Raw genomic sequence first — 16,968 nt, 5'->3', positions numbered from 1 at the left:
GGCACCTGAGCAGAAGAGGGACGCCAGCGACACACCGCGACGTCATACGTCGCGCCGTGCCGCTGGCGTCCCTCATGTGTCGGGTGACGGGCCGGAGTCGGGTGGCGGGCAGGAGTCGGGTGGCGGGCAGGAGTCGGGCGTCGGGCAGGAGGCGGGTGATGGGCAGGTGCGGGGTGGCGGGCAGGTGTCGGGTCCCCGGCCGGCCTGCCGCCTCGCCGCCCGATGTCAGCCGTCTGTGCGGGCCGGCTCCTCGTCGGCGAACACCACCGGCATCTCGCCGGTGACGGTCGCGTGGGTGGGGATGGGCATGTCCCAGCCCGGTTCCTCGTCGATCGGCTGCGGCTCGTCGGGCGCGCCGCTGCGCGCGGTCAGGGTCACCCCGACGCTCGCCCCGACCACCAGGACCGCCGCCAGCACCCGCAGCGGCGTGGCGTCCTGACCGATCAGCAGCACGCCGGTGATCAGGGCGAGGACGGGCTCGAGGCTGAGCAGGATGCCGAACGCGTGCCGGGGCAGTCGACGCAGGGCCGTCAGCTCGAGCGTGTACGGGAGCACGGAGGCCATGATCGCGGTGGCGGCGGCGAGCGCCAGCAGACGCCAGTCCATGAGGCCGATGAGGGCTCCCTCGGTGCCGAAGGGCAGCACGGTCAGGGCGCCGACCGCCATGGCGATCGCGAGGCCGTCCTGGCCGGGGACCAGGCGACCCACCCGGGCGCTGGTGAGCACGTACAGCCCCCAGAACACCGCTGCGATGAGGGCGAACATGACCCCGATCAGGTCGAGGGAGGCCGCACCGGAGAGGGATTCGATGCCGAACAGGCTCACCCCGGCCAGGGCGAGCGCCACCCACAGCAGATCGCTGCGGCGGGTGGACAGCACGGCCGCGACGGTCAGCGGGCCGAGGAACTCGAAGGCCACCGCGGTGCCCAGCGGGATCCGTTCGATCGCGGCATAGAAGTTCCCGTTCATCGCGCCGACCACGACGCCGAAGACGATCATGGCGATCCACTGCTCGCGGGTGAAGCTGCGGACCCTGGGGCGCACGATCACCAGGAGGATGACGGCGGCGATCGCCAGGCGCAGCGTCGTCGTGCCGAAAGCGCCGAGCTCGCCGAACAGCTGGGTGGCGAGCGCGGCACCGACCTGGAGCGAGGTGCACGAGCCCAGGACGAAGAGGATGGGGGTCATCGGCAGGCCGCTCCCGGCGCCGCCGGGAGTCGCGCCCACCGCCGGCACGTTGCCGGTGGAAGCGGGAGTCGTCGAAGTGGTCACGATGCCACTGTGCCTCGCGAGTACCGACAGGTCTAGCGAATGTTCCCAAGGTGTACCGTGAAGTAGATATTATCGGTTCAAGGAGGTTGTGGTGCTGAGCCTGCATCGCCTGTTCCTGTTGCACGAATTGCACAGGCTGGAGACCATGTCGGCGGTCGCGCAGACCCATTCGATGTCCCCCTCGGCGGTGTCCCAACAGCTCTCTCAGCTGGAGCGGGAGACCAAGGTCACCCTGTTCGAGCAGGCCGGACGACGGGTCGTGCTCACCGATTCCGGGGTGCGGCTGGCCCGCCGGGCCGAGGAGATGCTGGGCCTGCTGGAGTCGGCGGAGGGCGAGCTGAGGGAAGCCCAGGGGGATGTCGGCGGCGTGCTGCGCGTCGCCTCCTTCCAGACGCCTCTGATCGCGCTGGCCCCGGCCGCCATCAGCGTGCTCGAACAGCGCCATCCGCAACTGCGGATCGAGCTGGCCCAGCGCGAGGTCGAGGGGGCCTACGAGGGTCTTCTCGCCCATCGCTTCGAGGTGATCCTGGGGGAGGACTATCCGGGAGGACAGCGGGTCGTGCGTCGCGGCACCGACCGGGAAGGACTGCTGCGCGACCCCATGCTGCTGGTGCTGCCCGACCACGGCCCGTGGTCGCGGGTCCGGTCCGTCGCGGATCTGGCCGACGCCCCGTGGGCGCTGGACCCCGAGGCCGCCCGCACCGGGATCTGGGAACGCACCTACCTGCGTTCCGCCGGGGTCGAGCCGTGGGTCCGCTTCGACACGCCGGATCCGCTTCTGCAGGTGCATCTGGTCCGCTCCGGGCACGCGGTCGCCTTCGTCCCGGGGATCATCGCCTCGGAGCATCTCGGCGGGACCCGGCCCGTGCGCCTGCCCGGCGACCCCCACCGCTCGCTGTACACCGCGGCGCGGGCAGGCGCCGCCTCCCACCCCTCGCTGCTCGCCTTCCGCGCCGCGCTCCTCGAGGCCGGCGGGATGATCACCGAGCTGCAGGGGCTCGAGCGCCTGGCCGGCTGAACCGCCGGAGGCGGGGGACTCGTCACTGCTGCGGGCGTCGGTCCCGTCCTCGCCGCCGGCGCAGATCTCGTCCGGGGGAGGGAGGCGAGAGGCCCACCGACCCTGTAGAACGGGTCCATGACGTCACGACCCGGCAACGATGCTCCGACCGGCCCCGACGACGGAGGACCCGTCGGCCCAACGGACTCGGCGGGCCGCCCGACGGACGACGGCGCAGCGTCCTCCACCGCCGCCGGCCCGTCCCGCCCCGGCGGGCAGAGCCTCCAGCGGTGGCAGATCCCCGCCCTCCTGGCGGTCCTGCTGCTGGTGGCCGGCGTCGGGGTCGCTTCCCGCGGCGTCACCGCCCCGCGGGGGGAGGACGCCCCCGACGGTGTCTTCAGCGCCGCGCGGGCCTCGCAGGCCACCGAGCAGATCCTCGCCGAGCCCCGCCCCGTCGGCAGCACGGCGAACTCCGAGGCTCACGCCGAGCTCTCTCAGCAGCTGTCCGCGCTGGGCTTCGAGACCGCCTCTCAGGAATCGATCGGCATGCGGGCGATCGACGGCGGGGGCACGGCCGGGTACACCGACAACCTCATCGCCACCCGTCCCGGCACGGACCCCACCGGATCGATCGTCCTGGCCACGCACATCGACTCGGTGCCAGGTGCCCCGGGCGCGGCCGATGCCGGCGTCGGCCTCAGCGTGATCCTGGAGACCGTCCGGGCGCTCGGGCCCGAGGCGCAGCGCAACGATCTGGTGGTGCTGCTGGTCGACGGGGAGGAGCGCGGACTGCTCGGCGCCCAGGCCTATCTCGCCGAGGGCGCCGATCAGCTCACCGACCCGGTCGTCGTGCTCAACCACGAGGCCCGCGGCGTCTCCGGTCGTCCGATGGTCACTCGGACCAGCGGCCCGATGCACGCGGTGCTCGGCGCGATGCCGCATCCCGAGTTCGAGTCGTTCACCGGCGCCCTGTTCACGATCATCCCCAACGACACCGATTTCACGCTCTACCGCGACGGCGGCTGGTGGGGCATGGACATGGCGATCATCGACGACGCCTGGGCGTATCACAGCCCCCAGGACGACTCCGAGCACCTCGACCCGGGCACCCTGCAGCACTACGGCGAGATGACGCTCGGCCTGACCCGCGACCTCGCGGCCCGGGACCTGGCCGTTCTCGGGACCCGGGCCGACCGGACACCTGTCCAGACCACCGCCCCCTGGGGGATCGTCGCTCTGCCCCCGCTGCTGGTGACGATCGCCGGGGTGCTCTCGCCCCTGGCGGTGTTGGCCGCGATCCTGGTGCTGCGCCGACGCGGGAGCCTGAGCCTGCGGGGCACCGCGCTCGGTGCCGTGGCCGGGCTGGTCGCGCTGGCGCTCAGCGTCGTCGGGGCGTTGCTGACCTGGGAGCTCGCGGCCGACGCGAACCCGCAGATGCTCTCGCAGGCCATGCAGGAACCCGTGCGCGCCGACCTGTTCCTGCTCGCCGACATCCTGGTCGGCGCGGTGGCGGTGGCCTTGTGCTGGGTCCTGGCCCGACTCCTGATCAGCCGCGCCGCGCTGCTGGCCGGTGCGGGCCTCGCGATGACGGTGCTGCTCGCGGTGCTGGCCGTGCTCTCCCCGCAGCTGGGCAGCTCCGTGATCCCGCCCGTGGTGGTCGCCGCCGCCGGGGTCCTCCTCGCCACCGTGCTCGCCCCGAAGCCCGGCCTCATCGTACGGACCCTCGCCCTGCTGCCGACGGGATGGGTGCTCGGGACCCAGACCTCCGCCCTGTGGGAGTTCGGCATCGCCTCCTCCGCAGGAGGCCTGGCCGGGACCACGGTCCTCCTGCTCGCCGCCGCGGGCCCGCTGCTGCTGTCCCGCCCCGGAGCGGCACCGTCCACCGCGCGCCGCGCTCGACGCCTGCTGATGCCGGTGCTGCCCGCCGTGCTCACCGTCGCCGCCGTCGCCGGGGGCACGGTGCTGACGCTCGCGGCACCGGAGCCGGTCCAGGAGGATGTCCTCGCGCGGGTGGACGGACGGACCGGTCGGACCACCTGGGACGTCCGGGGCACGACCGACTGGGGCCGCGCCCTGGACGGCACGCTCGCCGCCTCCGACCTCCCGCCGCCGACGGTCGAGATCCGGCCCGTCGGCGGTTCCGATCCGCAGGAGGTGAAGATCGTCCTGGTCTCGCCCCGCGAGGCCGCGCAGTTCGACCTCTCCCTCGACGCGGGAGCGCTCGGCGACGTGCGGATCGACGGCAGACCGCTGGACTCCGCCGAACCGCTGGCTACACTGCAGATCGTCGGTGCCCCACAGGACCACGAGGTCACCGTGACCGCGACGGTGCCCGACGATGCCGAGCTGACGGTCCTGGAGACCACGTACGATCCGAGCCTCGCCGCCGGCTGGGTCGCACCGGGTGAGGACGTCTCCCTCGTCCAGCCCCGCGTGCGGATCGCCGTGTCCGAGCAGCTCTGACCCGTCGTCGCGCAGCACGTCTGCGCAGGGAGGATCCCGAGGGTGGCGCCGTCGGCTCCTCCCAGTTATCTTGGCGTCAAGATAAACGGAGCTCGACCGAGAGGAGCGCCCATGGCGCACGCCTGGAGCCCGGAGCAGTACCTGCGCTTCGGCGACGAGCGCGGCAGGCCCTTCATCGACCTGCTCGCCCGTGTCGACGCCGCCTCGCCCGAGCTGGTGGTCGATCTCGGTGCCGGACCCGGCACCCTGACCGCGCTGCTGGCCGCCCGGTGGCCCGGGGCCCGGGTCCACGCGGTGGACTCGAGCCCGCAGATGGTCGAACGGGCCTCGTCGGTCGACGGGATCTGCGCCGAGCTCGGCGATCTGCGCACCTGGCGGCCGCCCGCGCCGGTCGACGTCCTGATCACCAACGCAGCCCTGCAATGGGTCCCGGACCACCTCCACCTGCTGCCCCGGCTGGCCGCCCAGCTCGCGCCGGGGGGCTGGCTGGCGCTGCAGGTGCCCGGCAACTTCGCCGAGCCCAGCCACACGATCCGCCGGGACCTCGCCGCCGAGGAGCCCTACGCCGAGCATGTCGCCGGCGTCGAGCACCCCGCCTCGTACGAGGCGAGCACCTATCTGCGCGCGCTGCAGGACCTCGGTCTGGAGGCCGAGGCCTGGGAGACCACCTATCTGCACGTGCTGCACGGTCCCGACCCGGTCTACGAGTGGGTCTCCGGCACCGGGGCCCGGCCCACCCTGCAGGCCCTGCCCCGGCGGCTGCGCGGCGCCTTCGAGACCGAGTTCCGGCACCGATTGCGCGCGGCCTACCCGGACCACGGCCACGGGGTGGTGCTGCCGTTCCGCCGCCGGTTCGCCGTGGCCCGTCGACCGGACTGAGCATGCGCCCCCGGACCCCGGATCAGCGCAGCGAGTCAGGTCACCAGGTCATCGCACCGCCGGGAAGCCGGCCTTCGCAGCCTTCGCGATCCTCGCCAGCTGGCGGCGGTCCGAGATCGCCCCGAGCACACCGCCCAGGCCCGGGATCGCCTTGCCGAACAGTCGCACCGAGCGCAGTCCGAACCTCCGCAGCATCCGCCCGCCGATCGCACTGGCGACCGCCGACTCGGTGCTCGCGGGCAGGCGCCGGGCCACGGTGCGCGTCGCGACGCCCGCCACCGGTCCGAGACCGATGTTCTTCAGCACGTCCCCGGACTCCTCGCCGAGCAGGGCGGCCAGCACCCGCACCCGGATCTCCTCGTCGTCCAGGTCGTAGCCCCGCACCACGGCGATCGCGCCGACCATCCGGGTGGACTGCACGTAGAACTCGACCACGTTCGTGGGCAGCAGCATCGGCAGTGTGACGAAGCCGCCGAGGCCGGTGAGGAAACCCGCCACCGTCACGCCGCGACGATGTCTGCCCACCAGGCGACGGATCGCCTTCTCGGGCCGTTTGCGGGCCCGCCCCCGCCGGGCCCGCCGCGCGACCTCCTCGGCCGAGGAATAGGTCAGCTTCCCGTCGAGACCGAGGTCGCGGAAGGTCTCGACCAGGCGCTGCAGGGCTCCGCCGTCGGGCGTCCCGGAGCCCTTCGTGCGGCGGATCTCCTCCAGCGCCTCGCGGGCGGAGTTCGTGGACGTCTCCTCGCGGCGCAGCATCCCGAGGATCCCCATGGCGCCTCCCTCCGGATCGGTAGCCGTCGACCGCGACGGCCGACGGGTGATGACCCCATCATGCACGGGACGGGCCCTGCCGCCCCCGATGCCGACCATTCGGTGCGGCGCCGATCGGGGACCCCCGGCCCGATGCGACGGCCGACGGCCCGGGGGAGGCGGGGAACGATGAGGTCGAGGAGCTCGTCCCGTCGGCGTGAGGGACCTCGCGGCCGACACCGCCCCCGCGTCCGTCGGCGGGAGCGGGTACGGCCGTAGGCTCGAGGGACCATGATGCAGAAGCTCTACCGGGACGATGCGGTCGTCCTGCGCACCCACCCGCTGGGCGAGGCCGACCGCATCATCACGCTGCTGACCCGCCGCCACGGCAAGGTCCGAGCGGTGGCCAAGGGTGTGCGGCGCACCGGCAGCCGCTACGGCGCCCGCCTGGAACCCTTCGGCCTGGTCGACGTCCAGCTCCATGCCGGCCGTAACCTGCACACCATCACGCAGGTCGTCGCCATCGAGGCCTTCGCCGTCGGCATCTGCGCCGACTACGGCCGCTACACCGCCGCCAGCGCGATGCTCGAGACCACCGACCGGCTCACCGACGAGGTCGTCGACCCCCATCAGGGCGGATTCCTCATGCTGGTGGGTGCCCTGCGCGCCATGGCCGAGGGCCGCATCGCCCCGCCCCTGGTGCTGGACTCCTTCCTGCTGCGCACCCTCGCCGTCTCTGGCTGGGCCCCCGAGCTGCAGGTCTGCGCCACCTGTGGCGCGCCCGGACCCCACCACGCCCTGGACATCCGCGCCGGCGGGCTGGTGTGCACCTCCTGCCGACGCCCCGGCGCGACCGCCGTGCGCCAGGGGACGATCGAGCACATGATCTTCCTGCTGGCCGGGGACTGGGAGAATGTGGTCGATGCCGACGAGACCGTCATGCAGGAGGCGGGTCGTCTCATCGCCGATACCGTGACCTGGCACCTCGAGCGCTCCGTGCGCTCGCTGAGCTACGTCGAACGCTGAGCTACGTCGAACGCTGAGCCACGTCGACCCCGAGAGCGCCTCGCGCCCGACCCAGGAGGACACGCATGAGCGGAGGATCCGCGCACGGCTACGAGGAGCCCTTCGACCACCCCAGCGGTGCCCGGCCGCCGACGCTGCCCGCCCCCACGATCCCCGGCCATGTCGCCGTGGTGATGGACGGCAACGGCCGCTGGGCGAACCGCCGCGGGCTGCCCCGCACCGCCGGTCATGAGGCAGGGGAGGCCGCGCTGCTGGACGTCGTCGCCGGCGCGCTGCAGATCGGCGTCACCCACCTGTCCGCCTACGCCTTCTCCACCGAGAACTGGAAGCGCTCCCCGGAGGAGGTGCGGTTCCTGATGGGCTTCTCCCGGCGTGTGCTGCGCCGCCAGCGCGACACCCTGAACGCCTGGGGGGTGCGGATCGTGTGGATCGGCCGCGAGCAGCGCCTGTGGAGCTCGGTGATCAAGGAGCTGAAGGAGGCCGAGCAGCTCACACGGACCAACACGGCCATGACCCTGTACATGTGCGTGAACCACGGCGGTCGGGCCGAGATCGTCGATGCGGTCCGCGAGATCGCGGAGGAGGCCCGAACGGGTCGGCTCAGCGGCCGCGGCATCACCGAGAAGAGCCTCGCGAAGCATCTGAGCGACCCCGACATGCCGGATGTCGACCTTTTCCTGCGCACCAGCGGTGAGCAGCGCACCTCGAACTTCCTGCTGTGGCACGCGGCCTACGCGGAGCTGGTGTTCGTGCCCGAGCTGTGGCCGGACGTGGACCGCGTGGTGCTCTGGCGGGCCGTCACGGAGTATGCGCGCCGCGATCGTCGGTACGGGGGCGCGATCGATGCCCCGGACCAGGACGGACGCACCAGCTGACGGGAGTCGTCCCCAGGATCCTGGTCCGGTGGGGTGGGCACGGTTTCGGTCGGGCGATGGTCGAGCAGTGGCGGCACAGCGTGCGCGCTGCCTATATCGCCATCGCACACGCTATTGCGCCGGTACCCGACGAGGGGCCGCTGCCTCGGTAGCGCACCGCCGCCGGACGGCATGATGAGGGGGATGCCGCAGGGGCCCCGGGAGGCTGCGCCGGGAGGCTGCGCCGGGAGGCTGCGCCGTGAGAATGCGCCGTGAGAATGCGCCGTGAGAACGCGCCGTGAGGATGCGCGGCTCACTCCTGCGTCTCGTGCAGGTCGACGTCGGTCGGGGAGGGCGACCCGTCGCGCCCCGCTTCACCGTCGGTCATCGCGCGGGACCCCTTGCCCGTCCCTTCTCCGCCGGCCCTCGCCGCGCCGGGGGGCCGCCTCCTCGTCCTCCTCGTCCTCGTCCCGCGCGGCCAGCACTCCGCCGCCGCGGCGCCTGTGACGCAGCAGCACGGCGATCAGCACCACGACCAGGGCGAGCACGGCGACGGCGGCCCAGGGGGAGCGCAGGAAGAGCTCGAACCAGGCGGCGACGGCGACCAGCCCGATCGTCGCGTAGATGACGGCCCAGGCCAGTCCGCCGAGCGCGAGGGCGGGGAGGTACCGCTTCAGCGGCATCCCGGTGAGGCCGGCCGCGGCGTTGGCGGCGGTCTGGAACCCGACGGTCAGGAAGCTGAGGGCCACCACGGGCGCGCCCCAGCGATGGACGATCTCCGTCGCCCGCTGGACGCGCGGGGATTCCAGGAACGCCGCGACCCGGCCGCGCCGGGCGGCCCGGCGGGCCGCGCGCCCGACCGCGTAGGTGGCGCCGGCGCGCATCCAGATCACCACGTACAGGAAACCGACGGCCGGCAGCAGCGGCAGCGACCGCACCCACTCCATCATCGCGACGCGGAGCCCTCCTCGGCGTCAGGGTTCGCGGTCCCGGAGTGCTCGCGGCACAGGCCGAAGACCTCGAGCGTGTGGTCGACGTCGGTGAAACCGTGCTCCTGTGCGATCGAGGTCATGGCGCTCTCGAGCCCGGGGGCGAGGAACTCGACCGTGCGGCCGCACTCGCGGCACACCAGGTGGTGATGATGGCCCGTGTCCTCGCACTGGCGGTACAGGGATTCGCCGTCGCCGGCGACCAGCACGTCCAGTCGCCCCGAGGTGCTCAGCGCCTGGAGGTTGCGATACACCGTGGCCAGGCCGACGGTCTCGCCATCGGCCTTCATCTGCTCGTGGATCTGCTGGGCGCTGCGGAAGTCGTCCTGCCGCGCCAGCGTCTCGAGGATCGCGGCGCGCTGGCGGGTGTTCCGTTGCATGAGGCCATTGTCCTGCATGGCGGCCGGGACCTCCATCCCTCGTGAGCTGATCGACGCGGGGTGCGAGGGAGCGTGCTCAGCAGCTTCCGCGTCCCGCTCGGCAGAGCCCCGCCTCCCGCTCAGCGGATGCGTCCCGCCTCCCGCTCAGCGGATCAGCGGATGCGCGCCGCCTCCCGTTCCGCGACGGGACCGGGCCCGCCCTCGCCCGCCGGGTCCGAGCCGCGGCTCGACAGCACCGCTCGGGCCAGCAGCGCCAGGACGTACACGGCGATCGACAGCAGCACGATCACGCCACCGGGAGGCAGGTCCACGTAGACGGTGACCAGCAGTCCGCCGAGCGCGCAGACCACGGCGATCGCCATCGCCGTGCGCATGGTGCGGATGAAACCGACCACGAGCTGCTGGGCGGCGGCGACCGGCACGATCATCAGCGCCGAGACCATGAGCGCGCCCACGATCCGCATCGAGAGGGTCACCGTCAGCGCCGCCATCACGGCGATCAGCACATTGACCGTGCGGACGGGCAGACCCGAGGCGCGAGCGAACTCCTCGTCCCCGGTGACGGCGGCCAGCAGGCTGCTCAGACCGATCCCGATCCCGAGCACCACCACCGCCAGGACCAGGGCGATCACCAGATCGGGGGCGGTCACCGTGGAGAGCGAGCCGAAGAGATAGCCCATGAGGTTCTGGGAGGTGCCACCGGCGAGCTGGATGATCACCACGCCGCCGGCGATGCCGCCGTAGAACATGATCGCGAGCGCCACGTCGCGGCTGGTGTGGCTGACCTCGCGCACGTACTCGATCGCGACCGCGCCGATGACGGAGGCTGCCAGAGCGCCCGGGATCGCGAGCAGGTCGGCCGGGGTGGCGGCGGTCCAGGCACCGACCAGCCAGCCCACCGCGACGCCCGTGAGGGCCACGTGGCCGAGGCCGTCGCCGAGCAGCGAGAGACGCTTCTGGACCAGGTAGGTGCCGACCACGGGGGCGGTCAGTCCGATCAGCACCGCGATGATCAGCGGGTACCGCATCAGGTCGGAGGTGAGGATGTCGAAGGGGGAGATCATGCCGGGTGGATCTCCTGTCCGAGGCATTCGTCCAACGGCGCCGCGTCCTCGAGATGGTCGTGGCCGGGGTCGAGGTGAGGACGGTCGGTCTCCGCGCCGTCGTGGACGACGCGACCGCGGTCCAGGACCACGACCCGATGGATGTCGGCGGCCAGCGGCCCGGTCTCGTGCAGCACCACCACGATGGTGGTGCCGCGGGCGGAGAGCTCGCGGAACAGCTCGGCGATGAGGCGCTGGGTGGGCAGGTCGACGCCGGAGAAGGGTTCGTCCAGCACCAGGAACTCCGGCTCGCGCACCAGGGCGCGGGCGATCATCACACGGCGACGCTGCCCGCCGGACATGCGGGTGACGGGGCGCCCGGCGAGATCCTCGAGGCCGACGTCGGACAGCGCCCGCAGCACGCGCCGATCACGGGTGCGCGGGAACCAGGACCGGGAGCCGAGGAGTCCGGTGGCGACGGTCTCACGGGCGGTGGCGGGGATCGAGCCGGCCTCCATCGAGTCCTGGGGGACGTAGCCGAGGCGGTCATGGGCGCGGGAGCGGTGCACCGGCAGGCCGAACAGTCGAGCGGTCCCCGACTCGATGGGCAGCACGCCGACGACGGCGCGCAGCAGGGTGGACTTGCCGGAGCCGTTGGCCCCGAGCAGGGCGACCAGCTCGCCGCGCTCGATCCGCAGGTCGACGTCGTGCAGCACTCGGGTGCCGCCCCGGGTCACGGCGAGGGAGGAGACCTCGAGGACGGGGGCGGCGGGGGTGACGGGGGCGCTCATGCCCAACTCTCCAGCAGCTTCCGGCAGTTGTTCCGCATCACGGCAGGGTAGTCGGCGTCCTCGTCCAGCTGGGTCTCGAGGTTGTCCAGCTCCGCGCTGTCGACGCCGACGTTCTCCGCGAGGGTCTGGGCGACCTTCGGGGATGCGGTGGTCTCGAAGAAGATCGTGGTGACCCCCTCCTCGTCGATGACCTCCTCGAGCTCGAGCAGACGCTGCGGGGACGGCTCCGTCTCGGGATCCACCCCGGCGATGCCGACCTGGTGGAGGTCGTAGCGGGCGGCGAGATACGCGTAGGCGGCGTGGCTGGTGATGAAGGTGCGCTCGCCGTCGACGGTCCCGAACTGTTCGCCGAGCTCGGCATCGAGCCCTTCGAGCTCGGACCGGACGTCGGCTGCCGCGGCGGCGAACGCCTCGGCGCCCTCGGGATCGATCTCCCCGAGGCGGGCGGCGAGCGCATCGGCCACCTCGGCCAGGCGCAGCGGGTCGTGCCAGAAGTGCGGGTCGGTGGGGCCGTGGTCGTGTTCGGCGTGCTCCTCGCCCCCGCCGTCCGAGGTGTGCATCTCGTGGTCGTGCTCCTCGTGGCCGTCCCCGTCGCTCGGGAGCATCTCGACGACCGAGGAGACATCCAGCACGTTGTCGGCCGGACCCGAGGAGATCGCATCGTCCAGCGCTGTCTGGTAACCGGGGATCTGCAGCACCAGGCCCGCCTCCTGGACCGCCATCACCTGCTTCACCGAGAGCTCGAGCCCGTGGGCGTCCGCCCCCGGGGTGGCGAGGTCGGTGATCTCCACCCGGTCACCGCCGACGCGGCCGACGACATAGCTCAGCGGATAGTTCGAGGTCACGACGGAGAGTGCGCCCTGGGACCCGGCTCCACCGCCGCCTCCGTCGCCACAGGCGGCGAGCACGACGGCACCTGCTCCGAGACCGGCGAGGGAGAGCAGGGAGCGGCGGGAGGGGGGCGACATGAAGGTCATGACAACCATTCTCATCAGCGCCCGGGGTGCACGCAAGTCGACGGACCCCGTGGGGCCGGTGCGCGTGGGCACCGTCACAGCGACGCCGTCGCTATGCTGGACGGGTTCTGACCACCCCGTCACCAGGAGTCTCCCCGTGGCCAAGGCCCCCGCCAGCACGCTGGACAACGTCATCGCTCTGACCAAGAAGCGCGGCTTCGTGTTCCCGGCCGGTGAGATCTACGGCGGCACCCGCTCCGCCTGGGACTACGGGCCGCTCGGCGTGGAGCTCAAGGAGAACATCAAGCGCCAGTGGTGGCGCACCTTCGTCACCTCCCGCGCCGACATGGTGGGCCTGGACTCCTCGATCATCCTGCCCAAGCGGGTCTGGGAGGCCTCCGGCCACGTCGCGACCTTCACCGATCCGCTGGTGGAGTGCCGCAGCTGCCACAACCGCTTCCGCGAGGACCATCTGATCGAGGCGTTCCAGGCGAAGAAGGGGCGCGACCCCGAGGGCGGCCTGGCCGAGGTGCCGTGCCCCAACTGCGGCACGCGCGGCGAGTTCACCGATCCCCAGCAGTTCTCCGGCCTGATCAAGACGTTCCTCGGTCCGGTGGACACCGAGGCTGGTCTGACGTACCTGCGCCCCGAGACCGCGCAGGGGATCTTCGTGAACTTCCTCAACGTCGTCACCGCCACGCGCCAGAAGCCCCCGTTCGGCATCGGGCAGGTCGGCAAGGCGTTCCGCAACGAGATCACCCCCGGCAACTTCATCTTCCGCACCCGCGAGTTCGAGCAGATGGAGATCGAGTTCTTCACCCCGCCGGCGGACGCGGACGAGCACTTCTCGAACTGGGTCGAGGCCTGCTGGAACTGGTTCATCGACCTGGGCATGAAGGAGGAGAACCTGCGCCGCTTCGACGTCCCCGAGGACGAGCGCGCGCACTACAGCACGGGCACCATCGACTTCGAGTACCGCTTCGGTTTCACCGGCAGCGATTGGGGCGAGCTGATGGGCATCGCCAATCGCACGGACTTCGACCTGGGCAGCCACACGGAGGCGTCCGGGACGAAGATGCAGTACTTCGACCAGGCGTCCGGCGAGCGGTACACCCCGTACGTGATCGAGCCGAGCTTCGGCCTGACCCGGTCGATGATGGCGTTCCTGGTCGACGCGTACACCGAGGACGAGGCCCCGAACACCAAGGGCGGCGTCGACAAGCGCACGGTGCTCAAGCTCGATCCGCGCCTGGCTCCCGTGAAGGCCGCCGTGCTGCCGCTGTCCAAGAGCGAGGACCTGGTGCCCCGAGCCACCCAGCTCGCCGATCAGCTGCGCCGGAACTGGAACGTCGAGATGGACGCCACGCAGGCGATCGGCCGGCGCTACCGCCGCCAGGACGAGATCGGGACCCCGTTCTGCATCACGGTCGACTTCGACACCGCGGAGGACCAGGCCGTGACGATCCGCGCGCGGGACTCCATGACCCAGGAGCGCGTGGCCCTCGACCAGGTCGAGTCCTACCTCGCCGCACGCCTCCTCGGCGCCTGAGGCCGACGGGGCGGCCCGGCGGGGAGCAGGCGGGGTGGCACAGTGAGCCCATGCCCATCGACCTTCCTCCCGGACTCGAGCTCTCCCGTGCCTATGACGAGCAGGTGGTCCGCCCGCTGCTCGAGCGCCACGCCGCGGGGCTCGCGCACGCCGCCGGGCGGCTCGGCTCCGGCTCCGACGTGCTGGGTTTCGACGACGAGCAGTCCCGCGACCACGACTGGGGGCTGCGCCTGACGCTGCTGGTCGAGGGCGGACGCGCCGGGCAGATCGATGCCCTGCTGGACCGCGAGCTCCCGAGGACCTGGCACGGCCTGCCGACCCGCTTCGCCACCACCTGGGACCCCGTCGTGCGCCAGCGGGTCGAGGTCGCCTCGGCCGCCGATCTCGCGGCGTCACGGCTCGGGATCGACGCGGCGCGCCTCGAGGCCGCCGCGATCGACGGGGCCGACGACCTGTCGGTGCCGTCCGAGGCACCCGCGTCCCCCGGCGGGCGCACCCCGCCCGACGCCCTCACCCTGACCGACTGGCTGCAGCTGACCGGGCAAGCGGTCCTCGAGGTGACCGCGGGGCCGGTGTTCCGCGACGGCCCGGGCGTGATCACGGCGCTGCGCGGGAACCTGGCCTGGTACCCCCGGGATGTCTGGATGTACGCGCTGGCGGCGGATTGGTCCCGCCTCGGACAGGAGTTCCCCGACGTCGGGCGGGCCGGCCTGCGCGGGGACGAGGACGGATCAGCCGTGATCGCCGCCCGGCACGTGCGCACCTTGCTCCACCTCGCCCACCTCCTGCATCGTCGCTGGCCGCCCTATGGCAAGTGGCTCGCCCGCTCGGCCGCGCGGCTGCCGGACGGGCAGAGGCTGCGGGGCGTGGTCGGCGAGGTGCTGGCGGCCCGCGACTGGCGGGCACGACAGGCTGCCCTGGCGGCCGCCGCCGAACTGCTCGCCACGATCCAGGGAGAGCAGGGCCTGCCGACGCTGTCCCCGGCGACCGAGCCCTTCTTCGAGCGTCCCCACATCGGAGTGCGGGGGCTGCCCGAGCTGCTCCTGGCGCAGATCCGGGACCCGGCGGTGCGCGCGCTGCCGCCCGGCGTCGGCACGGCCGAGCAGATCAGCGACAACGCCACGGTGCTCGTGGACCCCGCCGCCCGCCGACGTCTCGTCGGCCCCTGACCCCGGCCCGCTCTGCTCAGCGCTGATCAGCGCCGGACGGAGAACACCCCGCTCGGTGCGGGAGAGGCGGAAGGTGGGGACATGGCACCGACGAGGACTCCCACCACGCCCCCCGCATCGACCGCTCGCTTCGAGGACTCGCCCGACGCCACGGCCCCCGACGGGCTCACGGCGCTCACCGCCACCCGACTGCTCCATCACCGGATCCTGCTGCTGGACCGGGAGCTCGATCAGGACAACGGGGCACGTCTCAGCGCCCAGCTGCTGATGCTGGCGGCCGAGGATCCCCAGCGCGACATCACCGTGCTCATCAACTCCCCGGGCGGCCTGGTGCCGGCCATGCTCGCCATCGGGGACCTGATGGACCTGGTGCCCTGCGACGTGCGGACCGTGGCGCTCGGCATGGCCTACAGCGCCGGACAGTTCCTGCTCACCCACGGCACGCCCGGCAAGCGCCTGATCCTCCCGCACGGGCGGGTGCTCATGCACCAGGGATCGGCCGGGTTCGGGGGCAGCGCCGCCGACATCGAGCTGCAGGCCGAGGACCTGCGTCACAATCGCGACCTGCTGATCCGCCTGACCGCCGAGCGCACCGGGCAGAGCGAGGAGACCATCGCCCGCGACTCCGACCGCGACCGCATGTGGGACGCCGCCGGGGCCGTGGAGTACGGATTCTGCGACCGCCTGGTCACCTCGCTGGACGAGGTCCTGCCCTACGGGGCCGCTCCCCGTGGGGTGCCCTCGCTCGGACTGACCAGCGCCCCGCCCACCCGCGACGAGAACCCCTCCGGAGATCCCCGATGACCAGCTACCCGATCCCCAGCGTCATCGAGCGCACCCACACCGGTCTGGAGCGCAGCGCCGACGTGTACTCGCGGCTGCTCTCGGACCGCATCGTCTACCTCGGCACCCCCATCGACGACGGGGTCGCCAACACCGTGATCGCCCAGATCCTGCACCTGGAGAACGAATCGGCCGACCTCCCCATCCAGCTCTACCTCAACTCCAGCGGCGGCGACGCCCAGGCCGTCCTCGCCATCTACGACACACTCGCCTACGTGCGCAGCACCGTCGCCGTCACCTGCGTCGGCCAAGCCGTCGCGGCGCCCGTCGTGCTCCTCGCCGCCGGCACCCCGGGGATGCGCGCGGTGCTGCCGCACACCCGCGTGGTGCTGCACCCGCTGGAGGCCCAGGGCCGCGGCGCGGTGCCGGACCTGATCCTGGCCACCGAGGAGGTGCAGCGGATCCGTCGGGCCCTCGAGGCGCTGATCGCCCAGCACTCCGGCCGCTCCCTGGACCAGGTGCGGCGCGATCTCGAGCGCGAGCAGGTCCTGGACGCCGAGCAGGCCGTGGCCTACGGGTTGGCGGACGAGGTGCTGGTCAGGCGGCCGACAGCAGGGTGAGCCCGGGTCGGTCGGTGCCCGCCAGATCCCGGGCGGCCAGCGATACCTCGTCGCCGGAGGGCCGCCGGCCGCCGCGGGCACCGCCGACGGACGTCAGCTCGAGGACCGCCGGGCGCTCCGCCGCCCCCGCCGCCTCCGTCGGCGACGGAGCATCATCGGCGGCACGGAGCAGGAGCTGGGGGACGGTGACGCCGAGGGCGCCGGTGATCGCGGCGAGCAGTTCGGAGGAGGGATCCTTCCGTCCGCGCTCGACATCGGAGAGATGCTGCATGCTGATGCCCGCCGCCTGAGCGACCCGGGCCAGCGTGCGGCCCTGCCGTCGGCGCTCGTCGCGGAGCACCGCGCCCACCAGCTCGCGCAGCAACGGCTCCAGATGCCCAGTCATGGCCCGAGGCTACGCCGCGGACCGCTGCCGGGCGCGGTGCTCCGCTGTGAGCGGAAGACTGT

General features: G+C 72.5%; 17 protein-coding genes. 9 read left to right on the top strand and 8 right to left on the bottom strand.

Annotated elements, in window-relative coordinates:
• Positions 1-225: 225 nt before the first annotated feature.
• Positions 226-1,272: a DMT family transporter gene (locus tag BH708_RS04190; RefSeq protein WP_253705468.1), complete on the bottom strand. Its 1,047-nt coding sequence runs from the start codon at positions 1,270-1,272 to the stop codon at positions 226-228.
• 91 nt (positions 1,273-1,363) lie between these two features.
• Here BH708_RS04190 and BH708_RS04185 point away from each other — a divergent pair, with 91 nt between their 5' ends.
• The 3 genes from BH708_RS04185 (at position 1,364) to BH708_RS04175 (ending at position 5,611) form a co-directional block, all read left to right on the top strand.
• Positions 1,364-2,290, top strand: a complete 927-nt coding sequence (locus tag BH708_RS04185; protein WP_076810762.1) for a LysR family transcriptional regulator — start codon at positions 1,364-1,366, stop codon at positions 2,288-2,290.
• A 117-nt stretch (positions 2,291-2,407) separates the two neighbouring features.
• Complete coding sequence (locus tag BH708_RS04180; protein WP_083713263.1) at positions 2,408-4,732, top strand: M28 family peptidase; 2,325 nt, start codon at positions 2,408-2,410, stop codon at positions 4,730-4,732.
• A 111-nt stretch (positions 4,733-4,843) separates the two neighbouring features.
• Entirely contained in the window at positions 4,844-5,611 is a 768-nt protein-coding gene (locus BH708_RS04175; RefSeq protein WP_076806864.1) for a methyltransferase domain-containing protein, read from the top strand.
• A 48-nt stretch (positions 5,612-5,659) separates the two neighbouring features.
• Here the strand turns inward: BH708_RS04175 and BH708_RS04170 are convergent, their stop codons facing one another.
• A complete protein-coding gene (locus tag BH708_RS04170; RefSeq protein WP_076806863.1) occupies positions 5,660-6,382 on the bottom strand; it encodes an EcsC family protein in 723 nt (240 codons plus the stop codon).
• A 270-nt stretch (positions 6,383-6,652) separates the two neighbouring features.
• Here BH708_RS04170 and recO point away from each other — a divergent pair, with 270 nt between their 5' ends.
• Together recO and BH708_RS04160 are read left to right on the top strand one after the other, a co-directional pair.
• The gene (gene recO / locus BH708_RS04165) at positions 6,653-7,387 is read left to right on the top strand and encodes a DNA repair protein RecO (RefSeq protein ID WP_076806861.1); all 735 of its coding nucleotides are present in this window, start codon (positions 6,653-6,655) and stop codon (positions 7,385-7,387) included.
• Positions 7,388-7,452: 65 nt separating this feature from the next.
• Positions 7,453-8,262: an isoprenyl transferase gene (locus BH708_RS04160; RefSeq protein WP_076806860.1), complete on the top strand. Its 810-nt coding sequence runs from the start codon at positions 7,453-7,455 to the stop codon at positions 8,260-8,262.
• Between the two features lie 353 nt (positions 8,263-8,615).
• On the opposite strand, the gene BH708_RS04155 is transcribed toward BH708_RS04160, so the two are convergent.
• From BH708_RS04155 to BH708_RS04135, 5 genes are all read right to left on the bottom strand, one after another.
• A complete protein-coding gene (locus BH708_RS04155; RefSeq protein WP_083713261.1) occupies positions 8,616-9,191 on the bottom strand; it encodes a DedA family protein in 576 nt (191 codons plus the stop codon).
• Positions 9,188-9,610 carry a Fur family transcriptional regulator gene (locus BH708_RS04150; RefSeq protein WP_083713857.1) on the bottom strand — a complete coding sequence of 141 codons (423 nt, stop codon included), beginning with the start codon at positions 9,608-9,610 and terminating at the stop codon, positions 9,188-9,190. The genes BH708_RS04155 and BH708_RS04150 overlap by 4 nt, the downstream gene beginning before the upstream one ends.
• Positions 9,611-9,762: 152 nt before the next feature.
• Entirely contained in the window at positions 9,763-10,674 is a 912-nt protein-coding gene (locus BH708_RS04145) for a metal ABC transporter permease (RefSeq protein WP_076806856.1), read from the bottom strand.
• Positions 10,671-11,444, bottom strand: a complete 774-nt coding sequence (locus BH708_RS04140; protein ID WP_076806855.1) for a metal ABC transporter ATP-binding protein — start codon at positions 11,442-11,444, stop codon at positions 10,671-10,673. The genes BH708_RS04145 and BH708_RS04140 overlap by 4 nt, the downstream gene beginning before the upstream one ends.
• Positions 11,441-12,421 (bottom strand): metal ABC transporter substrate-binding protein, encoded by a 981-nt coding sequence (locus BH708_RS04135; protein ID WP_076806853.1) that lies wholly within the window; start codon positions 12,419-12,421, stop codon positions 11,441-11,443. Before BH708_RS04135 ends, BH708_RS04140 begins: the two co-directional genes overlap by 4 nt.
• Before the next feature lie 136 nt (positions 12,422-12,557).
• Here BH708_RS04135 and BH708_RS04130 point away from each other — a divergent pair, with 136 nt between their 5' ends.
• From BH708_RS04130 to BH708_RS04115, 4 genes are all read left to right on the top strand, one after another.
• Positions 12,558-13,949, top strand: coding sequence for a glycine--tRNA ligase (locus BH708_RS04130; RefSeq protein ID WP_076806852.1), 1,392 nt, complete (start codon positions 12,558-12,560; stop codon positions 13,947-13,949).
• 50 nt (positions 13,950-13,999) lie between these two features.
• Entirely contained in the window at positions 14,000-15,118 is a 1,119-nt protein-coding gene (locus tag BH708_RS04125; RefSeq protein ID WP_076806850.1) for a DUF4037 domain-containing protein, read from the top strand.
• Between the two features lie 81 nt (positions 15,119-15,199).
• Positions 15,200-15,922 carry a ClpP family protease gene (locus BH708_RS04120; RefSeq protein WP_083713260.1) on the top strand — a complete coding sequence of 241 codons (723 nt, stop codon included), beginning with the start codon at positions 15,200-15,202 and terminating at the stop codon, positions 15,920-15,922.
• A complete protein-coding gene (locus BH708_RS04115; protein ID WP_076806847.1) occupies positions 15,919-16,521 on the top strand; it encodes a ClpP family protease in 603 nt (200 codons plus the stop codon). The genes BH708_RS04120 and BH708_RS04115 overlap by 4 nt, the downstream gene beginning before the upstream one ends.
• Here BH708_RS04115 and BH708_RS19955 read toward each other — a convergent pair.
• A complete protein-coding gene (locus BH708_RS19955) occupies positions 16,499-16,906 on the bottom strand; it encodes a helix-turn-helix domain-containing protein (protein WP_083713258.1) in 408 nt (135 codons plus the stop codon). The two genes, BH708_RS04115 and BH708_RS19955, sit on opposite strands and share 23 nt — an antisense overlap.
• Positions 16,907-16,968 lie beyond the last annotated feature (62 nt).

Origin of the sequence: Brachybacterium sp. P6-10-X1, from assembly GCF_001969445.1 — a bacterium.
Classification (GTDB): Bacteria; Actinomycetota; Actinomycetes; order Actinomycetales; family Dermabacteraceae; genus Brachybacterium.
This window is presented reverse-complemented; position numbering and strand designations above follow the sequence as displayed.

Excerpts from the sequence above, each read along its gene's own strand:
- BH708_RS04180 (WP_083713263.1), top strand. The coding sequence starts at position 2,408 with ATGACGTCACGACCCGGCAACGATGCTCCGACCGGCCCCGACGACGGA.
- BH708_RS04175 (WP_076806864.1), top strand. The coding sequence starts at position 4,844 with ATGGCGCACGCCTGGAGCCCGGAGCAGTACCTGCGCTTCGGCGACGAG.
- BH708_RS04170 (WP_076806863.1), bottom strand. The coding sequence starts at position 6,382 with ATGGGGATCCTCGGGATGCTGCGCCGCGAGGAGACGTCCACGAACTCC.
- recO (WP_076806861.1), top strand. The coding sequence starts at position 6,653 with ATGATGCAGAAGCTCTACCGGGACGATGCGGTCGTCCTGCGCACCCAC.
- BH708_RS04160 (WP_076806860.1), top strand. The coding sequence starts at position 7,453 with ATGAGCGGAGGATCCGCGCACGGCTACGAGGAGCCCTTCGACCACCCC.
- BH708_RS04155 (WP_083713261.1), bottom strand. The coding sequence starts at position 9,191 with ATGATGGAGTGGGTGCGGTCGCTGCCGCTGCTGCCGGCCGTCGGTTTC.
- BH708_RS04150 (WP_083713857.1), bottom strand. The coding sequence starts at position 9,610 with ATGCAACGGAACACCCGCCAGCGCGCCGCGATCCTCGAGACGCTGGCG.
- BH708_RS04145 (WP_076806856.1), bottom strand. The coding sequence starts at position 10,674 with ATGATCTCCCCCTTCGACATCCTCACCTCCGACCTGATGCGGTACCCG.
- BH708_RS04140 (WP_076806855.1), bottom strand. The coding sequence starts at position 11,444 with ATGAGCGCCCCCGTCACCCCCGCCGCCCCCGTCCTCGAGGTCTCCTCC.
- BH708_RS04135 (WP_076806853.1), bottom strand. The coding sequence starts at position 12,421 with ATGACCTTCATGTCGCCCCCCTCCCGCCGCTCCCTGCTCTCCCTCGCC.
- BH708_RS04125 (WP_076806850.1), top strand. The coding sequence starts at position 14,000 with ATGCCCATCGACCTTCCTCCCGGACTCGAGCTCTCCCGTGCCTATGAC.
- BH708_RS04120 (WP_083713260.1), top strand. The coding sequence starts at position 15,200 with ATGGCACCGACGAGGACTCCCACCACGCCCCCCGCATCGACCGCTCGC.
- BH708_RS04115 (WP_076806847.1), top strand. The coding sequence starts at position 15,919 with ATGACCAGCTACCCGATCCCCAGCGTCATCGAGCGCACCCACACCGGT.
- BH708_RS19955 (WP_083713258.1), bottom strand. The coding sequence starts at position 16,906 with ATGACTGGGCATCTGGAGCCGTTGCTGCGCGAGCTGGTGGGCGCGGTG.